Annotated in this window: 31 protein-coding genes; 6 read left to right on the top strand and 25 right to left on the bottom strand. The window is 56.8% G+C overall.

Annotated features, from left to right (window positions below; all coding sequences use genetic code 11):
- Nucleotides 1-84 precede the first annotated feature (84 nt).
- From rplO to rpmC, 14 genes are all read right to left on the bottom strand, one after another.
- Nucleotides 85-555: a 50S ribosomal protein L15 gene (rplO, locus tag BMY55_RS02980; protein WP_091428176.1), complete on the bottom strand. Its 471-nt coding sequence runs from the start codon at nucleotides 553-555 to the stop codon at nucleotides 85-87.
- Nucleotides 556-690: 135 nt separating this feature from the next.
- Nucleotides 691-1527, bottom strand: a complete 837-nt coding sequence (locus BMY55_RS02975; RefSeq protein ID WP_091428174.1) for a DMT family transporter — start codon at nucleotides 1525-1527, stop codon at nucleotides 691-693.
- Between the two features lie 130 nt (nucleotides 1528-1657).
- On the bottom strand, nucleotides 1658-1801 hold the full coding sequence (locus BMY55_RS16865; RefSeq protein ID WP_177179276.1) for a hypothetical protein: 144 nt from the start codon (nucleotides 1799-1801) through the stop codon (nucleotides 1658-1660).
- Nucleotides 1802-2631: 830 nt separating this feature from the next.
- On the bottom strand, nucleotides 2632-2820 hold the full coding sequence (rpmD, locus tag BMY55_RS02970; RefSeq protein ID WP_091428172.1) for a 50S ribosomal protein L30: 189 nt from the start codon (nucleotides 2818-2820) through the stop codon (nucleotides 2632-2634).
- Between the two features lie 12 nt (nucleotides 2821-2832).
- Complete coding sequence (gene rpsE / locus BMY55_RS02965) at nucleotides 2833-3402, bottom strand: 30S ribosomal protein S5 (RefSeq protein WP_091428170.1); 570 nt, start codon at nucleotides 3400-3402, stop codon at nucleotides 2833-2835.
- A gap of 105 nt (nucleotides 3403-3507) precedes the next feature.
- Complete coding sequence (gene rplR, locus BMY55_RS02960; protein ID WP_091428169.1) at nucleotides 3508-3867, bottom strand: 50S ribosomal protein L18; 360 nt, start codon at nucleotides 3865-3867, stop codon at nucleotides 3508-3510.
- A gap of 11 nt (nucleotides 3868-3878) precedes the next feature.
- Entirely contained in the window at nucleotides 3879-4412 is a 534-nt protein-coding gene (gene rplF, locus BMY55_RS02955; RefSeq protein ID WP_091428168.1) for a 50S ribosomal protein L6, read from the bottom strand.
- A gap of 12 nt (nucleotides 4413-4424) precedes the next feature.
- A complete protein-coding gene (gene rpsH / locus BMY55_RS02950; protein ID WP_091428166.1) occupies nucleotides 4425-4817 on the bottom strand; it encodes a 30S ribosomal protein S8 in 393 nt (130 codons plus the stop codon).
- 13 nt (nucleotides 4818-4830) lie between these two features.
- Entirely contained in the window at nucleotides 4831-5136 is a 306-nt protein-coding gene (gene rpsN / locus BMY55_RS02945; protein WP_091428164.1) for a 30S ribosomal protein S14, read from the bottom strand.
- A 19-nt stretch (nucleotides 5137-5155) separates the two neighbouring features.
- Nucleotides 5156-5719, bottom strand: a complete 564-nt coding sequence (gene rplE, locus BMY55_RS02940; protein WP_091428162.1) for a 50S ribosomal protein L5 — start codon at nucleotides 5717-5719, stop codon at nucleotides 5156-5158.
- On the bottom strand, nucleotides 5719-6024 hold the full coding sequence (gene rplX, locus BMY55_RS02935; RefSeq protein ID WP_091428161.1) for a 50S ribosomal protein L24: 306 nt from the start codon (nucleotides 6022-6024) through the stop codon (nucleotides 5719-5721). Before rplX ends, rplE begins: the two co-directional genes overlap by 1 nt.
- Nucleotide 6025: 1 nt before the next feature.
- The gene (rplN, locus tag BMY55_RS02930) at nucleotides 6026-6394 is read right to left on the bottom strand and encodes a 50S ribosomal protein L14 (protein ID WP_011567679.1); all 369 of its coding nucleotides are present in this window, start codon (nucleotides 6392-6394) and stop codon (nucleotides 6026-6028) included.
- Nucleotides 6395-6478: 84 nt separating this feature from the next.
- Entirely contained in the window at nucleotides 6479-6709 is a 231-nt protein-coding gene (gene rpsQ / locus BMY55_RS02925; RefSeq protein ID WP_091428159.1) for a 30S ribosomal protein S17, read from the bottom strand.
- A gap of 14 nt (nucleotides 6710-6723) precedes the next feature.
- Nucleotides 6724-6924, bottom strand: coding sequence for a 50S ribosomal protein L29 (rpmC, locus tag BMY55_RS02920; protein WP_091428157.1), 201 nt, complete (start codon nucleotides 6922-6924; stop codon nucleotides 6724-6726).
- A gap of 197 nt (nucleotides 6925-7121) precedes the next feature.
- Here rpmC and BMY55_RS02915 point away from each other — a divergent pair, with 197 nt between their 5' ends.
- Both BMY55_RS02915 and BMY55_RS02910 read left to right on the top strand, forming a co-directional pair.
- A complete protein-coding gene (locus tag BMY55_RS02915) occupies nucleotides 7122-7745 on the top strand; it encodes a TIGR02466 family protein (protein WP_091428155.1) in 624 nt (207 codons plus the stop codon).
- Nucleotides 7746-7935: 190 nt separating this feature from the next.
- Nucleotides 7936-8304 (top strand): hypothetical protein, encoded by a 369-nt coding sequence (locus BMY55_RS02910; RefSeq protein WP_245744632.1) that lies wholly within the window; start codon nucleotides 7936-7938, stop codon nucleotides 8302-8304.
- A 181-nt stretch (nucleotides 8305-8485) separates the two neighbouring features.
- Here the strand turns inward: BMY55_RS02910 and rplP are convergent, their stop codons facing one another.
- The 6 genes from rplP to BMY55_RS02880 form a co-directional block, all read right to left on the bottom strand.
- Entirely contained in the window at nucleotides 8486-8899 is a 414-nt protein-coding gene (gene rplP / locus BMY55_RS02905; protein WP_091428153.1) for a 50S ribosomal protein L16, read from the bottom strand.
- 13 nt (nucleotides 8900-8912) lie between these two features.
- Nucleotides 8913-9620, bottom strand: a complete 708-nt coding sequence (rpsC, locus tag BMY55_RS02900) for a 30S ribosomal protein S3 (protein ID WP_091428151.1) — start codon at nucleotides 9618-9620, stop codon at nucleotides 8913-8915.
- Entirely contained in the window at nucleotides 9620-10000 is a 381-nt protein-coding gene (gene rplV, locus BMY55_RS02895) for a 50S ribosomal protein L22 (RefSeq protein ID WP_091428149.1), read from the bottom strand. Before rplV ends, rpsC begins: the two co-directional genes overlap by 1 nt.
- Before the next feature lie 3 nt (nucleotides 10001-10003).
- On the bottom strand, nucleotides 10004-10282 hold the full coding sequence (gene rpsS, locus BMY55_RS02890) for a 30S ribosomal protein S19 (RefSeq protein WP_091428147.1): 279 nt from the start codon (nucleotides 10280-10282) through the stop codon (nucleotides 10004-10006).
- Nucleotides 10283-10285: 3 nt separating this feature from the next.
- Nucleotides 10286-11128, bottom strand: a complete 843-nt coding sequence (rplB, locus tag BMY55_RS02885; protein WP_091428146.1) for a 50S ribosomal protein L2 — start codon at nucleotides 11126-11128, stop codon at nucleotides 10286-10288.
- Between the two features lie 301 nt (nucleotides 11129-11429).
- Nucleotides 11430-12308 (bottom strand): LysR substrate-binding domain-containing protein, encoded by an 879-nt coding sequence (locus BMY55_RS02880; protein WP_091428144.1) that lies wholly within the window; start codon nucleotides 12306-12308, stop codon nucleotides 11430-11432.
- 97 nt (nucleotides 12309-12405) lie between these two features.
- Here BMY55_RS02880 and BMY55_RS02875 point away from each other — a divergent pair, with 97 nt between their 5' ends.
- The 3 genes from BMY55_RS02875 (at nucleotide 12406) to BMY55_RS02865 (ending at nucleotide 13797) form a co-directional block, all read left to right on the top strand.
- Nucleotides 12406-13110, top strand: a complete 705-nt coding sequence (locus tag BMY55_RS02875) for an SDR family oxidoreductase (protein WP_091428143.1) — start codon at nucleotides 12406-12408, stop codon at nucleotides 13108-13110.
- A complete protein-coding gene (locus BMY55_RS17010; RefSeq protein ID WP_245744758.1) occupies nucleotides 13085-13351 on the top strand; it encodes a DUF6552 family protein in 267 nt (88 codons plus the stop codon). The genes BMY55_RS02875 and BMY55_RS17010 overlap by 26 nt, the downstream gene beginning before the upstream one ends.
- Nucleotides 13352-13521: 170 nt before the next feature.
- Nucleotides 13522-13797, top strand: a complete 276-nt coding sequence (locus BMY55_RS02865; protein WP_143064272.1) for a hypothetical protein — start codon at nucleotides 13522-13524, stop codon at nucleotides 13795-13797.
- 29 nt (nucleotides 13798-13826) lie between these two features.
- Here BMY55_RS02865 and BMY55_RS02860 read toward each other — a convergent pair whose 3' ends face one another.
- The 5 genes from BMY55_RS02860 to rpsJ all read right to left on the bottom strand — a co-directional run bounded on the left by BMY55_RS02860 (nucleotide 13827) and on the right by rpsJ (nucleotide 16694).
- Nucleotides 13827-14543, bottom strand: coding sequence for a L,D-transpeptidase (locus tag BMY55_RS02860; RefSeq protein ID WP_091428139.1), 717 nt, complete (start codon nucleotides 14541-14543; stop codon nucleotides 13827-13829).
- A gap of 186 nt (nucleotides 14544-14729) precedes the next feature.
- Nucleotides 14730-15026: a 50S ribosomal protein L23 gene (locus BMY55_RS02855; RefSeq protein ID WP_091428137.1), complete on the bottom strand. Its 297-nt coding sequence runs from the start codon at nucleotides 15024-15026 to the stop codon at nucleotides 14730-14732.
- Nucleotides 15023-15640 (bottom strand): 50S ribosomal protein L4, encoded by a 618-nt coding sequence (rplD, locus tag BMY55_RS02850; RefSeq protein WP_091428135.1) that lies wholly within the window; start codon nucleotides 15638-15640, stop codon nucleotides 15023-15025. Before rplD ends, BMY55_RS02855 begins: the two co-directional genes overlap by 4 nt.
- Nucleotides 15637-16371 (bottom strand): 50S ribosomal protein L3, encoded by a 735-nt coding sequence (rplC, locus tag BMY55_RS02845; RefSeq protein ID WP_091428133.1) that lies wholly within the window; start codon nucleotides 16369-16371, stop codon nucleotides 15637-15639. Before rplC ends, rplD begins: the two co-directional genes overlap by 4 nt.
- Before the next feature lie 14 nt (nucleotides 16372-16385).
- On the bottom strand, nucleotides 16386-16694 hold the full coding sequence (gene rpsJ, locus BMY55_RS02840) for a 30S ribosomal protein S10 (protein WP_091428130.1): 309 nt from the start codon (nucleotides 16692-16694) through the stop codon (nucleotides 16386-16388).
- Nucleotides 16695-17004: 310 nt separating this feature from the next.
- On the opposite strand from rpsJ, the gene BMY55_RS02835 reads away from it, so the two are divergent.
- Complete coding sequence (locus BMY55_RS02835) at nucleotides 17005-17496, top strand: hypothetical protein (RefSeq protein ID WP_091428127.1); 492 nt, start codon at nucleotides 17005-17007, stop codon at nucleotides 17494-17496.
- The last annotated feature ends 123 nt before the right edge of the window (nucleotides 17497-17619 follow it).

Raw genomic sequence — 17619 nt, 5'->3', positions numbered from 1 at the left:
AACACCGCCGGACCGTTCCCGGCTCCGGCGGCGCTTGAAAACATAGCAAGATATGTAAGGGGCAGCGTCGCCCCTCACAAGGTCTTATTCAGCGTCGGCCTTCGCCGCGACGATCAATTTACCGCCAGCTTTTTCGACAGCTTCGACAGCTGACTTCGACGCGCCGGTGACGTTAATCGTGGCTTTGGTGGTCAGTTCGCCCTTTGCCAGAACGCGTACACCGTCCAGCTTGCGACGCACCAGACCCGAAGCAACCAGAGTGTCCTCGGTGATGTCTTTGGCGTCCAGCTTTTTCTCGTCGATGAATTTCTGGATCAGACCCAGGTTGATCACAGCGAACTTTTTACGGTTCGGCTTGTTAAATCCACGCTTGGGCAGACGTTGGTAAAGCGGCATTTGCCCGCCTTCGTAGCCATTGATGGCCACACCCGAACGCGACTTCTGACCTTTGATACCACGGCCGGCAGTTTTACCCATGCCAGAGCCGGGGCCACGGCCAACGCGTTTGCGGGGTTTGGTTGCGCCAGGATTGTCGCGCAGTTCATTCAATTTCATTTCGCTTCTCCTTGCCGGAACTGACCCACGAAGCGGAAGGGGCCAAACACGGCTTTTCTTGGTTTTGATTCTGTGGCGCACCACGCCACCGGGGGCGTATAGACCCTTGCCGCCTGCCGTGCAAGTGCGGCGTTCCTATCTGCGGGGCAGAAGGCCGACGGCGATGCCACCCAAAACCAATACCGATGCCACGACGGCGCGCAGTGTCAGCACCTCGCCCAGCAGAACCACGCCCGCCAGCATGGCGATAACGGGCACGGACAGTTGCGCCAACGCCCCGGTGCTGGCGCCCAGAGAAGGCAGCACACGATACCACAGCGCATATCCCAACCCCGATGTCACCGCGCCGGATGCGATCGCAAGGGAAACGCCGGTTGTCGTGAAGACCTCGTCCGTCACAAACAAGACAGTCGCAAGCGCGACAAATGGGGTGGCATAGATGAAATTCCACGCTGTTGACGCCAGCGGCGCAACCGCCCTGCGCCCAATCAACGAATAAATGCCCCATCCCACAGCGGCCACCGCCATCAGGCCAAGCGCCAGGGGATCGAACAACTGCACCTGTCCCGGCCAGACCAGATAGGTCAATCCACCGAGCGATACGACCATTCCGCCCCAACGTCGCGCAGGAAAGCGGTCGCTGCCAAAGATGGCGCCGACAAACATGGTGATCTGAACGCCCGCGAACAGGACAAGCGCACCCAGCCCTGCGTCCATCGCCACATAGGCAAACGAAAACCCGACGAGATAGGTCACCAGCGCCACGACCGCAGCCCAATCCGGCGCGGGCCGCGGAGGTGCTTTGCGACCCTTGGCCCAAAGCAGCCCCCACAACATGATCGCCCCGGCGATCACCCGGATCAAAGCAAACCCGGCAGGCCCGATATGCTCGCCCGCCAATCCCGCCCGGTTCAGAATCGAATTGGCCGCGAAAGCCGTCATGGTCAGCACTGTCAGCAGGAAAAGTTGCACATCCGTGTTCCGTCGTGAAAGGTCCAGCTTTACCCTTGGACCGCCTGCGCTGCCAATCTTTATGCACGGCCTGAGAAAAGACAAAACCCCGGCGGGTGGCCGGGGTTCGTCAGGCAATGCGCAAGCTGACTTACTTGTTGCAGCTGCGCAGATACTCGGTCCAGGTCGGAACAGTGTCCGAGGTCAGGAAGCGATGAGCCGCGGTTTGGGCGGCGATGATCACCTCGGCGATGGCATTTGCCAACGGGGCGACAGGGATAACAAGGGCGTTCATGTTTTTGGTCCTAAACGGGGGGTGATGTGTTAGCGCCCTGATAGGAGGGGCGCGGGTCGAGGACCACAGCCGAATCCGAAAGGCCGGGTTGCGGGGAGTGCATGGGTTGAGTTGTCGAGAATGCACAATAGAGGACGGCGCCTGACCCTGGGTGGGCGGGAAGCGCCCTGTCACGCCAGAGGCGTGCCTTTGACACGACGGGGAGGGTCGCGCGCTGCCCGGCGGTGCCGGGCGTTTTACGTACTAACAGACCGCCTGAGCCAGAAAATGCATCCAGCCGGTTGCTCGCATTAGTCGCGCCTACGCCACGCCTTAATTACACCAGAAAGGTTTTGGAGTGCCGATGGCGGGCGAAACAGAAAAATGACGACAGCAAGTGCAAGCAGGAATGCCCCAACACCGTTTCCACCTGCGATGCCAAATGTCATCTCTGCGTTCGCTATGAGCTGCAACATCTTATCTGTTATTGAGGTAGGTGGTTCTGGTGTCATGACACACTCCCGGCTATCGTGTGTCACCCCGTGAGGGGTAATATCGCACCAGTAAGCCCTAGCAGGTCAACAAAAACCTTGCGAGTATCCACAACTCATTTGGGCAGAAGCTGCCTTCTAGCCAAAATACCGTATTTATACAAAGACGTAGCACGCATTGAGCAAGCATCGTATGTATCCCTAGGCATGCGCAGTTAAACCTAGAAGCAAAAACACCCCAGCCATTTCTGACCGGGGTGCTTCAAATCTTCAAGAGGCGGTCTAAGCCGGGGCTCCGCCCGTTCGAACCTCAATCGTTCCACTGGAACGATTGCCGGGTCAGAAGACCCGGACCGGTTCTCACCCTTTCTCTTCGATGATCTCAACCATGTGCGAGATCGACGCGACCATGCCGCGCACGGCAGGGGTGTCTTCGAGTTCGCGAGTTTTGTGCATCTTGTTCAGACCCAGACCGATCAGCGTTTGGCGCTGTTTGGCGGGGCGACGGATCGGGGAACCGATCTGCTTGACGACGATGGTTTTAGCCATGGATCAGTCTCCTTACGCGTCTGCAGCTTCGGCGTCTGCCGGAGCTTCAGATTTAGCGCCCAGAATGTCGGCGACTTTCTTGCCGCGACGTTGGGCGATCATGCGGGGGCTGGCTTCTTTTTGCAGCCCGTCGATGGTGGCGCGGATCATGTTGTATGGGTTCTGCGAACCGATCGACTTCGACACAACGTCTTTGATGCCCAGCATTTCGAACACGGCACGCATCGGACCACCGGCAATAATACCAGTACCTTCAGGTGCTGTGCGCATGACCACTTTACCAGCGCCATGACGACCTTCGATGTCGTGGTGCAGGGTGCGGCCTTCGCGCAGCGGCACGCGGATCATTTGACGCTTGGCTTGCTCGGTGGCTTTGCGAATAGCCTCGGGGACCTCTTTCGCTTTACCTTTACCGAAGCCGACACGGCCTTTTTGGTCACCTACAACGACAAGGGCTGCGAAGCCAAAGCGCTTACCACCCTTAACGGTTTTCGACACGCGGTTGATCGCAACCAGACGATCGGCAAATTCCGGGGTTTCGTCGCGGTCGCGACGGTTCCGGCGGTTTTCACGTTCTGCCATCAGAACATCCTTTCATGGTGGCGATATATACGCCGCTATACTCAATCCAGGTGGGCACGATGCCCCCGGATCATCGGAGGGGCGTTTCCGCCCCCCACAGGTTTCTTAGAACTTCAAACCACCTTCACGCGCAGCGTCGGCCAGAGCCTTCACTTTGCCGTGGTACAGGAAGCCGCCGCGATCGAAATAGCATTCTTCGACGCCGGCTTTCTTGGCGCGTTCCGCAATCGCAGCACCCACTTTCGCGGCTGCGTCGATGTTGTTCTTGCCAACCACGCCCAGATCCTTCTCGAGAGAAGAAGCCGAAGCCAGGGTGACGCCATTCACATCGTCGATCAGCTGTGCGCTGATGTTCTTGTTCGAGCGGTGCACCGACAGGCGCATCTTGCCCACGTTGTGCTTACGCAGGCTGTTCCGGACGCGCAGGCGGCGCTTGAGGAACAGGGTCCGTTTGCTGTTTGCCATCTGTCTGGTCCTTACTTCTTCTTACCTTCCTTGCGGAAGATATACTCGTCTTTGTATTTGATACCTTTGCCTTTATATGGCTCGGGTTTCCGCCACGCGCGGATGTTGGCCGCGACTTGGCCGACGAGTTGTGGATCGATGCCTTCAACGACGATTTCGGTCTGCTTCGGAGCGGTCACGGTGACGCCCTCCGGTGCAACGTAATCGACGTCATGCGACAGGCCGAGGTTCAGTTTCAGGACATTGCCCTGCATCTGAGCACGATAACCAACACCGTTGATTTCCAGCTCTTTCTTGAAGCCGTCGGTGACACCAGTCACCATGTTGGCAACCATCGTGCGGCTCATGCCCCACTGCTGACGGGCGCGCTTGGACTTGCCACGCGGCTCGACGTTAAGCTGGTTGTCCTCAACGGTGATGGTGACATCATCGGTTGCGGTGAAGCTCAGGACGCCTTTCGGGCCTTTCACTTCGACGGTCTGACCAGACTGCGTGACGGATACGCCAGCAGGCAGTTCGACCGGTTTTTTACCAATACGAGACATTCGAGAGCCTCCTTAGAAGACGGTGCAAAGCACTTCGCCACCAACATTCTGGTTGCGAGCGTTTGCATCGGACATGACGCCTTTGGGGGTCGAGACAATCGAAACGCCAAGGCCCTGACGGACCTGCGCAATGTCTTTCACGCCCATATAGACGCGACGGCCAGGGGTCGAAACCCGCTTGAGTTCGCGGATAACCGGAACACCGTCGTAGTATTTGAGACTGATTTCGAGGGTGGGGTGCCCACGCTCGTCAGTGCCTTTTTCGTAGCCGCGGATATAGCCCTCATCAAGAAGGACGTCCAAAACCCACGCACGCAGCTTGGAAGCCGGTGTCGAAACAACAGACTTGCCGCGCATTTGCGAGTTGCGGATACGGGTGAGCATATCGCCGATAGGATCGTTCATATCTGTCTCTCCCTTACCAGCTTGATTTCACCATGCCGGGGATTTGGCCATTCGAGCCAAGTTCCCGCAGCGCGATCCGCGATACTTTGAGCTTACGATAGTAAGCGTGCGGACGACCGGTCAGCTGACAGCGATTGTGCAGCCGGGTCGCCGAGCTGTTGCGCGGCAGTTGTGCAAGCTTCAGGCGGGCGGTGAAACGCTCTTCCATCGACTTGCTTTCGTCGTTTGCGATCTCTTTCAGCGCAGCACGCTTGGCGGCATATTTTTCCACCAGCTTCTGACGCTTCTTTTCGCGTTCGATCATTGCTTTTTTAGCCATGTCTAGTCCTTCCCGCGGATCAGCTGTTAAAGGGCATGTTGAAATGCTTCAGCATGCTCTTTGCTTCCGCGTCGGTTTTCGCGGTGGTGGCAATCACGATGTCCATGCCCCAGTTTTCATCAACCTTATCAAAGTCGATTTCCGGGAACACGATGTGCTCTTTCAGGCCCATGGCATAGTTGCCACGACCGTCGAAAGAGGTGCCCGGAACACCGCGGAAGTCGCGGATACGGGGCATCGCAATGGTGATCAGACGGTCCAGGAATTCATACATCCGGTCGCCGCGCAGGGTTACTTTCGCACCCAGCGGCATGTCCTCGCGGACACGGAAACCAGCGATGGATTTCTTGGCTTTCGTCGTCAGGGCCTGTTGGCCCGCGATCACAGACAGGTCAGCCACAGCCGACTTGGCTTTTTTCGAGTCCTTAACGGCCTCGGCGCCACAACCAATGTTCAGAACGATTTTTTCCAGACGTGGAATCTGCATGTCGTTCTTGTAACCGAATTCCTCTTTCAGGGCGGCACGGATGCTGTCCTTGTAGATGGCTTTCAGGCGGGGGGTGTAGTTTGCAGTATCAAGCATCAGACATTCTCCCCTGTGGTTTTGGCGAACCGCACTTTTTTGCCGTCTTCCTCGCGGAAGCCAACGCGCGTTGCTTTGCCGTTCTTGTCCAACAGGGCCAGGTTCGACAGTTGGATCGGCATCGCTTGCGGGATGCGGCCACCTTGGCTGTTCTGGCTCTGACGTGTGTGGCGAATGGCGATGTTCACGCCGTCAACAACGGCTTTGCCAGCTTTTGGGTCCACGCTGGTGATCTCACCTTGCTTGCCCTTGTCTTTGCCGGCCAGAACGACAACCTTGTCGCCTTTTCTCAACTTAGCAGCCATCTTACAGCACCTCCGGAGCCAGCGAGATGATCTTCATGAAGTTCTTCGCGCGAAGTTCGCGAACAACCGGGCCGAAGATACGGGTGCCGATAGGCTCGTTGTTGTTGTTCAGAATAACGGCCGCGTTGCGGTCGAAGCGGATGGCGGTGCCGTCTTCACGACGGACTTCCTTGGCGGTGCGCACGACGACGGCCTTACGGACGTCACCTTTCTTTACGCGACCGCGCGGGATGGCTTCCTTAACCGAGACAACAATAATGTCGCCAACGGATGCGTACTTACGCTTGGAACCACCCAGAACCTTGATGCACTGAACACGGCGAGCGCCGCTGTTGTCAGCAACATCCAGATTTGTTTGCATCTGGATCATGTGGTTTCTCCCGACCTTTGGGGCGCCGATGCGTGGCGTAACCCCCAGGGTTTCGACTTGTTAAGTCGTCCGGGAAGGCAGAACTTAGCCTTCCAGAACTTCCCAACGTTTGGTTTTCGACTTCGGCGCGCATTCGATGATGCGGACGGTGTCGCCTGCCTTAAAGGCATTCTTTTCGTCGTGAGCGCGATATTTCTTCGACTTACGGACGGTTTTCTGAAGCAGCGGGTGCTTGAAACGGCGTTCAACCGAAACAGTGACGGTTTGTTCGTTGGCGGCCGAGGTGACAACACCTTGCAGGATACGTTTGGGCATTCTTCAGGCTCCTCTTACTCAGCCGCGGCGCGGGCTTGTTCGTTCAGAACGGTTTTGACGCGGGCAGCGTCGCGACGCACCTGACGCATACGGGCAGTGTTTTCGAGGGCACCGGTGGCCTGCTGGAAACGCAGGTTAAAGGCCTCTTTTTTCAGCTCTGCCAGCTTTTCACGCAGCTGGTCAGGAGACTGATCACGCAGTTCCTTGGCGTTCATTCGCCTGTTCCTTTCCTTGCACCAGAGAGCTCTGCCCTGTTTGCGGCAGGTCACCCTATGTCTGGTGGGTGAATGTCAAAACACACGAATCCCGTCGCCGGAATCCATGAGATGTGGGTCTATAGGTGGGATAGCGGGTGGGGGCAAGGGAAAGTTTGCATCTCGCGCTCTTTGTTTTCTTACGCTAAAGAACGGCTATGCCCAACATATCCTCCCTCTTCGTGACCCGCCTTTACCATGCTCACCTGTCCGAGTTTGACCCCAAAGTCAGCCAGGATGAGCTTTACGACAGCTGTTATTCCATCGCCGAGGATGACGAGGCGGGGCAGGAATGGTGCGAGGCCGAGGGGTATCCTGGTTATACCTCCTACGCATCCCTGACCGACTTGCCGTGGCGGTTCCCGATCTTCAAGGATCTGGTCGACAGCTTGGACAAGCACGTCGCCGCCTTCGCCGAGGATCTGGAGTTCAATCTGGACGGGCGCGAATTGGTGATGGAGGACATCTGGATCAACATCCTGCCGCCCGGTGGCTACCATTCGGCCCATATCCACCCCCATTCGGTGATATCCGGCACTACCTATCTGGCCCTGCCAGAAGGGGCTGGCGCGTTGCGCTATGAAGACCCACGCCACGCCATGATGATGGCCGCTCCTCCGCGTCGCAAGGACGCCCGCGAGGAGTTGCAAAACTTCATCACCAAACGCCCGTCCGAGGGTGACGTGCTGCTGTGGGAAAGCTGGCTGCGCCACGAGGTGATGCAGAACACCGGGGATGAGGAACGGTTGTCGGTGAGTTTCAACTACAAGTGGGGTGAGTAAGCGCGTGCGTCGGAGCCATTCCGCGTAACCAGATCCTGATACGGGCGGAAAGCCGCAATCCGCACACGCAAACCAGCGGGTGATATTGTATATCAATCCGGTCTTGCCCAACCTTAGAGCGATTGGAACCCTCAGAGTGGCTGGCCGTTGTTTAACCCATGGCCACGCAAACATATGGACGGATTGAATGATGAAAACCGCAACAAAAACTGCCTTGGCTCTTGTCTTGGTTCCACTGATGGCAACGGCCAGCTTTGCCGGTAACGGCAAGGGCCAAGGTCAAGGGAAGGGTCATGTGAAGAACATGGGTGCCATTGCCAAAGACTGCCCGCCCGGCCTTGCCAAGAAAAACCCGCCCTGCATCCCGCCCGGACACGCGAAACCGCGGCTTGGCGATCATCTGGACGACTACGAGTACCGGCGCTTCACCGATTACGACCGCTATCGGCTTGATCCCCGCTATCGCTATTATCGCGTGGGCGAGATGATCTATCGCGCCGATCCCACCACGTTCAAAGTGCTGGAGGTGATCGGGTTGATGGATGAGTTGTTGCGATAAGCGACTGTCGGTCGAACTGCGACTGACCAGTCCGGCTATGCGTTTTTGTCAGCGCACAAACGAAAACCCCCGCCGATTTCTCGGCGGGGGTTTCTTTTCTTCAACCGGGGTGCGGCCCGCGAGTTTCCTTCGGGAACTCGCTACACCGCGTTAGTTAGAAAGCGCCTTGCTCTTTCAACCTTTACCAGTCTTCGCGAACCACGACGCGTGATTTGATCGGCAGTTTCATGGCGGCAAGGCGCAGGGCCTCGCGTGCCACATCGTCATTGACGCCGTCGATTTCAAACATCACGCGGCCCGGCTTAACTTTGCAGGTCCAACGGTCCACGGAACCTTTACCTTTACCCATACGAACTTCGATGGGCTTGGCGGTTACCGGGGTGTCCGGGAAGATGCGGATCCAGACGCGGCCTTGACGCTTCATGTGACGCGTCATGGCACGACGGGCAGCTTCGATCTGGCGTGCGGTCACACGCTCAGGCTCTGTCGCTTTCAGACCGTAAGAACCGAAGTTCAGGTCAGAACCGCCTTTGGCCTCACCCTTGATCCGGCCTTTGTGCATCTTGCGGAACTTTGTACGCTTTGGTTGCAGCATATCTCAGCCCTCCTTAACGACGGCCGCCAGCGCCACGGGGCGCGGGACCTTCCTGAAGCTCTGCCTGGCGACGATCACGGGCAGCAGGATCGTGCTCCATGATTTCACCTTTGAAGATCCAGGTTTTGATGCCGATGATGCCGTAAGGCGTCATTGCTTCTGCATGTGCATAGTCGATGTCAGCGCGCAGGGTGTGCAGTGGCACACGGCCTTCGCGATACCACTCGGTCCGTGCAATCTCGGCGCCGCCCAGACGGCCAGCGACATTTACGCGGATACCGAGGGCGCCCATACGCATTGCGTTCTGCACACCGCGCTTCATGGCACGGCGGAAGGACACACGGCGCTCAAGTTGCTGCGCGATCGATTCTGCGACCAATGCGGCGTCCAGCTCGGGCTTGCGCACTTCAACGATGTTGAGGTGCAGTTCCGAGTCGGTGATCTTGGCGATTTTCTTGCGCAGGGTTTCGATGTCTGCGCCTTTCTTGCCAATGATCACGCCGGGGCGGGCAGTGTGGATCGTGACGCGGCACTTTTTGTGCGGACGTTCGATGATCACACGGCTGATGCCGGCTTGCTTGCATTCGGTCTTGATGAAGTCACGAATCTTCAGGTCTTCCATAAGAAGATCGCCGTAATCTTTCGTGTCTGCATACCAGCGGCTGTCCCAAGTGCGGTTGACCTGAAGGCGCATGCCGACGGGATTGACTTTGTTACCCATTAAGCTTGCTCCTCAATTTGACGCACCTTGATGGTGAGTTCCGCGAACGGTTTGATGATTTTGCCGAAACGGCCACGGGCGCGGGGACGTCCGCGTTTCATGGTCAGGTTCTTGCCCACATAGGCCTCGGCGACGATCAGTTCATCGACGTCAAGGTTGTGGTTGTTTTCGGCATTGGCGATGGCGGACTGAAGGCATTTCTTCACATCCTGAGCAATCCGCTTGTTCGAGAAGGTCAGGTCGGTCAGAGCCTTGTCAACCTTCTTGCCGCGGATCATGCCAGCAACCAAGTTCAGTTTCTGCGGGGACGTGCGAAGCATACGGGTCTTGGCCATAGCTTCGTTATCGGCCACGCGGCGGGGATTCTTATCCTTACCCATGGCTTACTTCCTCTTCGCTTTTTTATCAGCCGCGTGACCGTAATAGGTGCGGGTCGGCGAATATTCACCGAACTTCTGGCCGATCATGTCTTCCGTCACATTCACCGGAATGTGCTTCTGACCGTTATAAACGCCAAAGGTCAAACCCACGAACTGGGGCAGGATGGTCGAACGACGCGACCAGATCTTGATGACCTCGTTTTTACCCGACTCGCGGGTTTTCTCGGCTTTTTTGAGGACGTAAGCGTCAACAAAAGGGCCTTTCCAGACAGAACGTGCCATATCTTAACGCCCCTTCTTCTTGGCGTGACGCGAGCGGATGATCAGCTTCGACGACGCCTTGTTCTTGTTGCGAGTGCGCGCACCCTTGGTCGGCTTGCCCCACGGCGTCACCGGGTGACGACCACCCGAAGTCCGGCCTTCACCACCACCATGAGGGTGGTCGATCGGGTTCATGACAACACCACGGACGCTTGGGCGGACGCCTTTGTGGCGCATGCGACCGGCTTTACCGTAGTTCTGGTTCGAGTTGTCGGGGTTCGACACGGCACCAACGGTGGCCATGCATTCCTGACGCACGAGGCGCAGTTCGCCCGAGCTCAGACGGATCTGAGCGTAACCGCCGTCACGGCCAACAAACTGAGCATATGTGCCAGCTGCACGGGCGATCTGGCCGCCTTTGCCTGGTTTCATCTCGATGTTGTGCACGATGGTACCGATGGGCATACCCGAGAAGGGCATTGCGTTACCGGGTTTCACGTCGGCCTTGGCCGATGCGATGATCTGGTCGCCGACAGCCAAACGCTGCGGGGCCAGAATATAAGCCTGTTCGCCGTCTTCGTATTTCACGAGTGCGATGAAGGCTGTGCGGTTGGGGTCGTATTCGATCCGCTCAACTGTGGCGGCGACATCAAACTTGTTACGTTTGAAGTCCACGATACGATAGAGACGCTTTGCACCACCACCACGGCGGCGCGACGTGATCCGTCCGGTATTGTTCCGACCACCCGATTTCGTAAGACCCTCTGTCAGGGACTTAACCGGGCGACCTTTCCAAAGCTCCGAACGGTCGATCAGAACCAGCCCACGCTGGCCTGGCGTCGTCGGTTTGTACGACTTGAGTGCCATGCTTTCTGTCTTCCGTTGCTTTGAGGCAGTCACCTGCCTGAGTTAAAGGGCCCCGAAGGTCCCCAAATTCCAAATGTTACAAGGCCCCGGAACGAATCCGAGGCCACGCGACCTGCGCGATGTATCAGGGTTGCATTGGGGTGTCTAGAGGATGAAGCGGGGTTTTCATATGAACTGGTGCCACCGTCCCCTCGTTCGGCGAAGGGCAATGGTTGCCTGCCCGGCCGCTGGGCGGGGCTGGAGCTCTCAGCGTCCGCGCCTATGTCCAACCTCTACGCATCTTGAAAAGGTTCATCACCGACTAGTCGACATTCTTTGCACGTGATGTCAGCCACGAAATGACCGTTTCGATCGCAGCATTTGGTGTCGATCTGCGCAAAGACAGAAGATAAAAATCCTGCGTCGATACATCATGCAAGGTGCAAATCTCGGACAAATTACCGGCTTCGATGTCGCCGGAAACAAGAAAACGACTGACCAAGGCAACGCCTTGGCCTGAGACAGCGGCATCAACGGCCAAAGCTGTCTGGCTTAGTCGCAATCCACGTTTGTTCTGGTCGGACAATCCCAATTCCGCCAAGAGCTTTGGCCAAAGATCGTGTGTGTCATGGACTTTCGGCAAGCGCGATAGAGCTTGCGGACCAAAGGAAGGTTGTTCTGACTCCACCAGCTTAGGTGCTGCCACTGCTATCACATCTTGTTCGAACAAGAGCGTTGCATTCAACGCCGCACCGAACGGAGGTTCGCCCTGGCGAATGGCAAGATCGATGCCGTCACTGTGAAAGCTCGACACTTTTTCCGTCGCCAGAATCCGCAGGTCGATTTCAGGGTGCTTCTCAGAAAAGTCCGGTAAGTTCGGGATGAGCCACTTCGACGCAAAGGTCGGAGTAACGCTGATCGTGACCTTTCCGGGTTCTGGCTTCAACTCTGCGGTCGCGGCACGCAGGTCGGAAAACGCATCCGCGATTCTTTTGTGATAGCGACGGCCAGCAGATGTCAGCACCAATCCCTTGGGCACTCTGTCAAAGAGCGCGATACCAAGATCGGCTTCAAGCTGGCGCACCTGCTGAGCCACAGCCCCTTGTGTGACGCCCATCTCATCGGCTGCCGCGCGAAAGCTTAGTCGGCGCCCGGCCGCATCGAAGGCGCGCAGCGCATTTAGAGAAGGCAGTGCGGTCATTTTCCGATAGTATTCCTACTGGCAGAAAACATCAATTCTCAATCGAATGACAAGAATGCTTCATGTAATAATAGCCTATCAAACTTCGGAGGCAAACATGTCAGTAGAAAAAGTAGCCCTGGTCACGGCAGGTGGAAGCGGCATGGGCGCAGATGCGGCCCGACGCCTGGCAATGGATGGATTTAAGGTTGGCATCCTGTCATCGTCAGGAAAAGGTGAAGCACTTGGGGCAGAGCTGGGTGGTTTTGGCGTTACGGGATCGAATCTGAATGGCGATGATCTCGCCGCGCTCGTTCAGGGCGCTCAGGACCGTTGGGGTCGCGTCGATGTGTTGGTGAATTCGGCGGGGCACGGCCCAAAGGGGCCCGTATTGGACATCAGCGATGATGATTGGCATCAAGGGCTGGACGTCTATCTGATGAATGTCATCCGCCCGACACGGCTTGTGACCCCGTTGATGCAGGCGCAGGGCGGAGGCGCGATCATCAACATCTCGACATTTGCCGCATTTGAACCCGACCGACTTTTCCCAACATCGGGTGTGTTCCGTGCTGGGCTTGCGGCGTTCACGAAGCTCTACTCTGATAGATATGCTGCCGACAACATCCGTATGAACAACGTCTTACCCGGCTTCATCGACAGCCTTCCCGAGACTGAAGATCGCAAGGCGCGCATTCCCATGGGTCGCTATGGGCGCGCTGATGAAGTGTCATCGCTGATATCGTTTCTCGCGTCTGAAGGTGGTGGTTACATGACAGGTCAAAACCTGCGCATTGATGGGGGGCTCACCCGTGCGGTCTGACGCGATTCTGCAATCCGGGTCTCGTGAGCACGTTGTTTTCGCAATCAAATGGGGAGCGTCAGCCATCCAAATCATAGGTTACACAGCGACCGGATTTGGCTGGACGCCATGGAATCTCTATCTGTTTTTGGCGGGCGTTCTGGGATGGTTTGCGGTGGGAGCTTTATGGAACGATAAGGCCCTGATGCTTGTTCATCTGGTGGCACTGATCGCCATGATCGCAGGCATGACAAATAGCTAGGAAGAGATACGCCACGCGACCGAATCTGGCCCAAAGCGGTCTGTGCCCGCGATCATTCCAAGATCACGCCCGCCGCGAACTGGAGCGCTTGCGCTGCCCCCCAGAACTACCCCCTTTCCCTTCGTCGTAAAATCCTCCATCCTCTCCAAAAGTAGTCAATGGGGAAATTCATGATGAAGAAGTTGGGTATTCTGTCGAGCGCCGCTGTGGTTACACTTTCGGCTTGCGTTAACCCGGAGGGGGTGGGCGGCAATGCGACCTCTCGACCGCTGAACCCGGTGCCGGAAAATGTGCGCGCGATTGCAGCACCCTATCAAGACCTGAGCGACGTACAAATCAATGCTTCGGACGGGTGTTTCGTCTATCGCCATCAGGGTCCAGTCGAAGCAACCTATCTGCCCCTGCGCAACCGCGCAGGTCAGCCGATTTGCACCAAGCGTAGCTGATCACCGCGCGACGTGAAGGACGGCGCGCCTTAACTGCGCGCCGTGACGGTTTCAGCCGGATAAAGATATGCGGTCACGCCGATATCGACCTGTTCATACAGCCCAATGATATGCGGCATCACCATACGCACACAGCCCGAACTGGCCCGTCCACCGATCGATCGTGGCTCTGGTGAACCGTGAATGCGCAGATAGGTGTCCCGGTTTCCTACGTAAAGATAGAATGCTCTGGACCCCAGCGGATTGTTGGGGCCGCCATCCATGCCATTCACAAGCGGTCCATAGACATCGGGATCACGTTTCACCATTGCCGGGGTGGGAACCCATGTCGGCCATTTGGCCTTGCGCCGGATGGTGTAAGTGCCGGGCTCGTACAGATTTCCACGCCCGATCGCGACGCCAAAACGCATCGCAGTGCCATTGTCCCGAATATGGTAAAGATAGCGCGCCACTGCATCGACATGAATATCGCCCGGCCTCAGCCCTGGTTTGGCTTGCACCAGCTTGGGTAGAAAACGCGGGTGCAGGCCCCAAGGATTAGACGTAGCAGGATCATAATTCGCAGGCGTTACCTGCGCATCATAAGCAGCCCATTTCGACCGATCCGAAACCGGACGCCGATTGATAATGACGGGCGACGTCGCCGAAGCCTGTGTGGTCGTCGCATCCTGCGCCCAGAGCGGTGAAGCAATTGGCGCCGAAAACAATGCGGCAGAAGTGATAACAAAATGTCGTCGCGTCAACATGGGCAGATACCTCGTTTCAAGATGAGCAGATCATCGAGCCTTCTAACTTATTCATGTAAAAGTAAATCGCGAGTCAAAATCCTGTGTAGTGCGCAATGCACGCAAAAAGCGTGGCAAGATAGACCCGCAACGAAAAACCCCCCGCTTTTCGGCAGGGGGCTTTCATGTCTCATGTCAGCCTGACGATCAAAGACCGGTGGTCACGTCGATCGTGTTGCCCTCTTCCAGGGTCACATAGGCTTTTTTGACGTCTTTACGCTTGCCCAACTGGCCGCGGAAGCGTTTGACTTTGCCCTTGGTGATCGATGTGTTGACGGCTTTCACCTTCACACCGAACAGGGTTTCGACAGCTTCCTTGATCTGCGGTTTGTTGGCGCCGATCGCCACTTCGAAAACAACAGCACCATTTTCCGATGCCATGGTTGCTTTCTCGGTGATGAGCGGCTTACGGATCACGTCGTAGAGTACAGCTTTATCGGTCATTTCAGGCGAGCCTCCAGAGCTTCGACACCTGCTTTGGTCAACACAAGCGTGTCACGCTTCAGGATGTCATAGACGTTGGCGCCCATCGACGGCAGGATATCCAGACCCTCGATGTTACGAGCCGCCAGAGCGAACTTTTCGTTCACTTCAGCGCCATCGATAACCAGAGCGCGTTTCCAGCCCAGATCTTTCACCGCTTTGGCCAGTGCAGCAGTTTTGCCATCAGCGTCTGCGGTGTCAATCACAACCAGTTCGCCAGCTTGCGCTTTGGCGGACAGGGCGTGTTTCAGACCCAGTTTACGGAATTTCTTGGTCAGATCATGGCCGTGGCTGCGAACAACCGGACCTTTATAGATACCACCACCACGGAAGATCGGGGCCGACCGGGCACCGTGACGCGCGCCACCGGTGCCTTTTTGGCGATAGATCTTCTTGGTCGAGTATTTGACCTCGGACCGCGTTTTCACCTTGTGGGTGCCAGCTTGTGCGTTGTTACGCTGCCAGCGGACCACACGGTGCAGGATATCGGCGCGCGGTTCAAGACCGAACAGGGCCTCGTCCAGCTCGACCGAACCAGCCTTCTTGCCGTCCAGTTTGATTACGTCAAATTTCATGCTTCACCACCTTCCGCGGGTGCTTCTTCCGCAGGAGCTTCAGTTGCAGCAGTTGCAGCCGACTTCAGCGCCGCCGGGAACGGAACGTTCTCGGGAAGTTTTTTCTTCACGGCGTCTTTCACGGTGACCCAGCCACCTTTCGAGCCGGGGACAGCGCCCTTGATGAACACCAGGCCACGATCGGCATCGGTCTTCACGACTTCCAGGTTCTGCGTGGTCACACGAACCGAACCCATGTGTCCGGCCATTTTCTTGCCTTTGAACACGCGGCCCGGATCTTGACACTGACCGGTCGAACCGTGCGAACGGTGGCTGATCGACACACCGTGCGTGGCGCGCAGGCCGCCAAAGTTGTGACGCTTCATGGCACCGGCAAAACCTTTACCAATCGAAGTGCCCGCAACGTCGACCTTCTGACCTTCCACATAGTGCTCGGCCGAAATCTCTTCGCCAACGGCGATCAGGTTGTCGGCGTCCACGCGGAATTCCACCAGCTTGCGCTTGGGGGCCACGCCAGCCTTGGCGAAGTATCCGCGCATCGGCTTGGATGTGCGTTTTGCCTTGGCGTCACCGGCACCCAGCTGAACAGCGGTGTACCCGTCTTGTTCTGCGGTGCGGTTGGCCACAACTTGCAGGTTGTCCAGTTGAAGAACGGTTACAGGGATCTGTTTTCCGTCTTCCATGAAAAGCCGGGTCATGCCGACTTTCTTTGCGATAATTCCAGAGCGCATCTGTGATACCCTCCTTAGACCGAGATCTGGACGTCAACACCAGCAGCCAGGTCGAGCTTCATCAGCGCGTCCACGGTCTGCGGAGTCGGGTCGACAATATCGAGCAGACGCTTGTGCGTGCGGATCTCGAACTGGTCGCGGGATTTCTTGTCAACGTGAGGTCCACGCAGAACTGTGAACTTCTCGATCTTGTTCGGCAGCGGGATGGGGCCGCGAACGTTTGCACCGGTCCGTTTGGCAGTGTTGACGATCTCTTGTGTGGAGGCATCCAGCACGCGATAGTCAAACGCCTTCAGACGGATACGAATGTTTTGACTTGTCATAGCATTCGCCCTTTCAGGCAGAGAGTTGATAGGACGACAGGCGGCTCATTCCCCCTGCCCTCGTCGAACCCCGAGGAAAAACGAAAGCGGGACCGAATCCCGCCTGGTCGCTTTCCTCAGCGAACTCGCGCGTCTTACAGGGGTTGGGTGAGTGTGGCAAGGGGCAATGACGATATTCGATCTGATCCATCTTGGGTTTAGCGGCCGCCAGCATTCAGCATCTTCTTCCATGGAACCATTGTGCCTTGGTTACGTTGTTTCAGTGAAAGGCGCCAATGGTGCTTCGTCACAGAAAAGGAGTAATCCGATGATGAGATTTAAGACACTGACCGCTGGCCTGATGGCCGCAACCATGCTGACCACCGCTGCGTTTGCGGACATGACCATGGTGAAAGAGGTCGAGGTTGAAGTGGAGTTGGAGGACTTGGCCAACGCCACGGCTGCCGAGCACTGGAACATGATCTCGGACGATCTGGAAAACGCGATTGTCGAGCGTTTGGTGGGTCAGACAGATGATGAAGGTGTGCGCATCAGCATCGACATTGATGAGGTCGAACTGGCCAGCACACTGCAATCCGCAGCCGGTGTGGCTGATTCATCGTTGTCAGGCACTGTGAAGATCCTCAGCCCGAACGACAATTCAAAGTTCGAAACCTATGACCTGTCGGTGACGTTCGAACAGGCCATCCTGTTCTTGCCCGAGGATTTTGACGTGACCGCGCTGACGACGGACAGCAAGGAATACTATGACGGTATGATCGCTGCCTTCGCAGATCATGTTGTCAAACGTCTGGATGGGTAACTTCACGATCCATCAAACACATTATGCAACACGAAAAAAGGGCGCCTTCAGGCGCCCTTTCCGTTCAAGAATTGCGATCGCTATCAGGCTCTCGGCAGATTTGGCGTCGCCGCCAGATCGCCT

It is taken from the genome of Aliiroseovarius sediminilitoris, from assembly GCF_900109955.1.
GTDB classification, from domain to species: Bacteria; Pseudomonadota; Alphaproteobacteria; order Rhodobacterales; family Rhodobacteraceae; genus Aliiroseovarius; species Aliiroseovarius sediminilitoris.
The sequence above is the reverse complement of the archived record's forward strand: the minus strand, read 5'-3'. Positions and strand labels throughout refer to the sequence as shown.

What these genes read in the sequence shown, in the direction of transcription:
- rplN (WP_011567679.1), bottom strand. Translation starts at nt 6,394, where the DNA reads ATGATCCAGATGCAAACAAATCTGGATGTTGCTGACAACAGCGGCGCT.
- rplX (WP_091428161.1), bottom strand. Translation starts at nt 6,024, where the DNA reads ATGGCTGCTAAGTTGAGAAAAGGCGACAAGGTTGTCGTTCTGGCCGGC.
- BMY55_RS02860 (WP_091428139.1), bottom strand. Translation starts at nt 14,543, where the DNA reads ATGTTGACGCGACGACATTTTGTTATCACTTCTGCCGCATTGTTTTCG.
- rplD (WP_091428135.1), bottom strand. Translation starts at nt 15,640, where the DNA reads ATGAAATTTGACGTAATCAAACTGGACGGCAAGAAGGCTGGTTCGGTC.
- rplC (WP_091428133.1), bottom strand. Translation starts at nt 16,371, where the DNA reads ATGCGCTCTGGAATTATCGCAAAGAAAGTCGGCATGACCCGGCTTTTC.
- BMY55_RS02865 (WP_143064272.1), top strand. Translation starts at nt 13,522, where the DNA reads ATGATGAAGAAGTTGGGTATTCTGTCGAGCGCCGCTGTGGTTACACTT.
- rpsJ (WP_091428130.1), bottom strand. Translation starts at nt 16,694, where the DNA reads ATGACAAGTCAAAACATTCGTATCCGTCTGAAGGCGTTTGACTATCGC.
- BMY55_RS02875 (WP_091428143.1), top strand. Translation starts at nt 12,406, where the DNA reads ATGTCAGTAGAAAAAGTAGCCCTGGTCACGGCAGGTGGAAGCGGCATG.
- rplV (WP_091428149.1), bottom strand. Translation starts at nt 10,000, where the DNA reads ATGGGTAAGGATAAGAATCCCCGCCGCGTGGCCGATAACGAAGCTATG.
- BMY55_RS17010 (WP_245744758.1), top strand. Translation starts at nt 13,085, where the DNA reads ATGGGGGGCTCACCCGTGCGGTCTGACGCGATTCTGCAATCCGGGTCT.
- rplF (WP_091428168.1), bottom strand. Translation starts at nt 4,412, where the DNA reads ATGTCTCGTATTGGTAAAAAACCGGTCGAACTGCCTGCTGGCGTATCC.
- rpsC (WP_091428151.1), bottom strand. Translation starts at nt 9,620, where the DNA reads ATGGGTAACAAAGTCAATCCCGTCGGCATGCGCCTTCAGGTCAACCGC.
- rpsE (WP_091428170.1), bottom strand. Translation starts at nt 3,402, where the DNA reads ATGGCAGAACGTGAAAACCGCCGGAACCGTCGCGACCGCGACGAAACC.
- BMY55_RS02915 (WP_091428155.1), top strand. Translation starts at nt 7,122, where the DNA reads ATGCCCAACATATCCTCCCTCTTCGTGACCCGCCTTTACCATGCTCAC.
- BMY55_RS02835 (WP_091428127.1), top strand. Translation starts at nt 17,005, where the DNA reads ATGAGATTTAAGACACTGACCGCTGGCCTGATGGCCGCAACCATGCTG.
- BMY55_RS02880 (WP_091428144.1), bottom strand. Translation starts at nt 12,308, where the DNA reads ATGACCGCACTGCCTTCTCTAAATGCGCTGCGCGCCTTCGATGCGGCC.
- rpsN (WP_091428164.1), bottom strand. Translation starts at nt 5,136, where the DNA reads ATGGCTAAAAAAGCAATGATCGAACGCGAAAAGAAGCGTCAGAAGCTG.
- BMY55_RS02910 (WP_245744632.1), top strand. Translation starts at nt 7,936, where the DNA reads ATGAAAACCGCAACAAAAACTGCCTTGGCTCTTGTCTTGGTTCCACTG.
- rplP (WP_091428153.1), bottom strand. Translation starts at nt 8,899, where the DNA reads ATGCTGCAACCAAAGCGTACAAAGTTCCGCAAGATGCACAAAGGCCGG.
- BMY55_RS02855 (WP_091428137.1), bottom strand. Translation starts at nt 15,026, where the DNA reads ATGACCGATAAAGCTGTACTCTACGACGTGATCCGTAAGCCGCTCATC.
- rpmD (WP_091428172.1), bottom strand. Translation starts at nt 2,820, where the DNA reads ATGGCTAAAACCATCGTCGTCAAGCAGATCGGTTCCCCGATCCGTCGC.
- rplB (WP_091428146.1), bottom strand. Translation starts at nt 11,128, where the DNA reads ATGGCACTCAAGTCGTACAAACCGACGACGCCAGGCCAGCGTGGGCTG.
- rpsS (WP_091428147.1), bottom strand. Translation starts at nt 10,282, where the DNA reads ATGGCACGTTCTGTCTGGAAAGGCCCTTTTGTTGACGCTTACGTCCTC.
- rpsH (WP_091428166.1), bottom strand. Translation starts at nt 4,817, where the DNA reads ATGAACGATCCTATCGGCGATATGCTCACCCGTATCCGCAACTCGCAA.
- rpmC (WP_091428157.1), bottom strand. Translation starts at nt 6,924, where the DNA reads ATGAACGCCAAGGAACTGCGTGATCAGTCTCCTGACCAGCTGCGTGAA.
- rplO (WP_091428176.1), bottom strand. Translation starts at nt 555, where the DNA reads ATGAAATTGAATGAACTGCGCGACAATCCTGGCGCAACCAAACCCCGC.
- rpsQ (WP_091428159.1), bottom strand. Translation starts at nt 6,709, where the DNA reads ATGCCCAAACGTATCCTGCAAGGTGTTGTCACCTCGGCCGCCAACGAA.
- rplR (WP_091428169.1), bottom strand. Translation starts at nt 3,867, where the DNA reads ATGGCAAACAGCAAACGGACCCTGTTCCTCAAGCGCCGCCTGCGCGTC.
- rplE (WP_091428162.1), bottom strand. Translation starts at nt 5,719, where the DNA reads ATGCTTGATACTGCAAACTACACCCCCCGCCTGAAAGCCATCTACAAG.
- BMY55_RS16865 (WP_177179276.1), bottom strand. Translation starts at nt 1,801, where the DNA reads ATGAACGCCCTTGTTATCCCTGTCGCCCCGTTGGCAAATGCCATCGCC.